The organism is Xanthomonas sp. SHU 308 (genome assembly GCF_000364645.1).
Classification (GTDB): Bacteria; Pseudomonadota; Gammaproteobacteria; order Xanthomonadales; family Xanthomonadaceae; genus Xanthomonas_A; species Xanthomonas_A sontii.
This window is the reverse complement of sequence record NZ_AQOK01000906.1, coordinates 1-2,562: the sequence shown is the minus strand read 5'-3', so window position 1 is coordinate 2,562 and position 2,562 is coordinate 1. Positions and strand designations below refer to the sequence as shown.

The 2,562-nt window shown below is 73.8% G+C and carries 2 protein-coding genes; both read left to right on the top strand.

Translation table 11 applies throughout. The annotated features are described in order from the left end of the window. The first annotated feature begins 108 nt into the window (after positions 1-108). Positions 109-1,581: a UDP-N-acetylmuramoyl-L-alanyl-D-glutamate--2,6-diaminopimelate ligase gene (locus D588_RS0123430; RefSeq protein ID WP_198526799.1), complete on the top strand. Its 1,473-nt coding sequence runs from the start codon at positions 109-111 to the stop codon at positions 1,579-1,581. Then, the coding region (gene murF, locus D588_RS0123425; RefSeq protein WP_017917726.1) for a UDP-N-acetylmuramoyl-tripeptide--D-alanyl-D-alanine ligase at positions 1,578-2,562 on the top strand (985 nt) is incomplete at its 3' end. The genes D588_RS0123430 and murF, both read left to right, overlap by 4 nt.

Here is a 2,562-nt window from a genome sequence, read left to right as displayed (position 1 = left end):
CGCCGCCGCCGAAGTCGATGCCGCGCTGCCCAGCGCGCGCGCGGTGGCGCCGCCGGCGCCGGCCGCGTTGCCGGCTCCGCTGCAGGAGACCCGCCAGTGACCCGCGCGATGTCGCTGTCGCAACTGTTGCCCGGTGTGGCGCTGCCGCACGACGTGCAGGTGTCCGGGCTGGTCATGGACAGCCGCGCGGTGCGCCCGGGCGATGCCTTCGTGGCGATCGCCGGGTTCGGTGCGCATGGCCTGGGCTTCGTCGAACAGGCGCGCGCCAACGGCGCAGTCGCGGTGCTGTACGACCCGCCGGCCCCGGCCGAGCTGCCGGCGCCGGCCGACGCGATCGCGGTGCCGGGCCTGCGCGCGCGCATGGGCGCGATGGCCGACCAGTTCCACGGCCATCCGTCGCAGACCATGACCATGGTCGGGGTCACCGGCACCAACGGCAAGACCTCCACCGTGCAACTGCTGGCGCAGGCCTGGCACCTGCTGGGCACGCGCAGCGGCAGCATCGGCACGCTCGGCGCCGGCCTGTACGGGCAGGTGCAGCCGACCGGCTTCACCACGCCGCTGGTGCTGCCGCTGCACGCGCTGCTGGCGCAGCTGCGCGACGCCGGCGCGCAGGCGGTGGCGATGGAAGTCAGCTCGCACGCGCTCGACCAGGGCCGCGTGGACGCGGTGCATTTCGACGTGGCGGTGTTCACCAATCTCACCCGCGACCATCTCGACTACCACGGCGACATGGCCAGTTACGGCGCCGCCAAGGCGCGCCTGTTCGCCACGCCGGGGCTGAAGTCGGCGGTGGTCAACCTGGACGATGCGTTCGGCCGCGAGTTGCTGGGCACGCTGGATCCGGCGCTGCGCCGCATCGCGGTCAGTTCGCGCGGCCAGGATGGCGCGCAGGTGCGCGCCGAGGCGCTGCGCCTGGACGCGCGCGGCATCGGCTTCACCCTGGCGATCGGCGAGGAGCGGCATCCGCTGCAGTCGCCGTTGCTGGGCCGTTTCAACGTCGACAACCTGCTGGCCGTGGCCGGCGCGCTGCACGCGCTGGACGTGGCGCCGGTGCGCATCGCCGCCACCCTGGCGCAGCTGCAGCCGATCCGCGGGCGCATGAACCGGCTCGGCGGCGATGGTGCGCAGCCGCTGGTGGTGGTCGACTACGCACACACGCCCGACGCGCTGGAACAGGCGCTGCAGAGCCTGCGCGCGCACGCGCAGGGCCGCATCACCTGCGTGTTCGGCTGCGGCGGCGAGCGCGACACCGGCAAGCGCCCGCAGATGGCGGCGATCGCGCAGCGCCTGGCCGAGCGCGTGGTGGTCACCGACGACAACCCGCGTGGCGAGGACGGCGACCGTATCGTCGCCGACATCCTGGCCGGCTTCGACGGCATGCAGGCGGTGCAGGTGCAGCGCGACCGCGCGCAGGCGATCGCCATGGCGGTCGCCGACGCCGGCGCCGACGACATCGTGCTGATCGCCGGCAAGGGCCACGAGCCGTACCAGGAGATCGTCGGCGTGCGCCATCCGTTCGACGACACCGAAGTCGCCGCGCAGGCCCTGCGCGCGCATGCGGCGGAGGCGACCCGATGAAGCGCCTGCCGTTGTCGATGATCGCGCACTGGGCCGGCGCCGAGCTGCACGGCGACGACGTGGCGATCGATGCGATCAGTCACGACACCCGCAGCCTGGCCGCCGGCAGCCTGTACGTGGCGCTGCGCGGCGAGCGTTTCGATGGCCACGCCTTCGTCGCCGACGCCGCCGCGCGCGGCGCCAGCGCGCTGCTGGTGGAGCGCGTGCAGCCGCAGATCGAACTGCCGCAGATCGTCGTCGCCGACACCCAGCTGGCGCTGGCGCGGATCGCCGCCGGCATGCAGCGTGGCCGTGCCACCCGCGTGGCCGCGATCACCGGCAGCAACGGCAAGACCAGCGTCAAGGCGCTGCTGCTGGCGATCCTGCAGCATGCCTGCCGCATCGACGGCGGCAGCGTCTACGCCAATCCCGGCAACCGCAACAACGAGATCGGCCTGCCGCTGGCGGTGATCGAGGCGCCGGACGACGCCGACTACGCGATCTACGAGATGGGCGCCGGCAAGCCGGGCGACATCGCCTATCTCACCGACATTGCGCCGCCGCAGGTGTCGCTGGTCAACAACATCGCCGCTGCGCACCTGGAGCGCATGGGCAGCCTGCTCGGCGTGGCGCAGACCAAGGGCGCGATCTACACCGCGCTGCCGGCCGACGGCACCGCGGTGATCAATGCCGACGACGCCTTCGGCCTGTGGTTCGAGCAGCGCCTGGCGATCGGCGAGGCGCGGCCGCAGGTGCTGCGCTTCGGCCTGCAGCCGGGCGCCGAGGTCGGTGCCGCGCAGATCCGCATGGCCGCCGACCGCACCCAGTTCGTGCTGACCACCCCGCGCGGCGACGTCGAGGCGACGCTGCCGCTGCCGGGTCGGCACAACCTGCAGAACGCCCTGGCCGCCGCCGCGCTGGCGCTGGCGCTGGACGTGGCGCCGGCGCGCATCGCCGCCGGCCTGGCGCAGGTGCAGCCGGTGCCGGGCCGGCAGATCACCC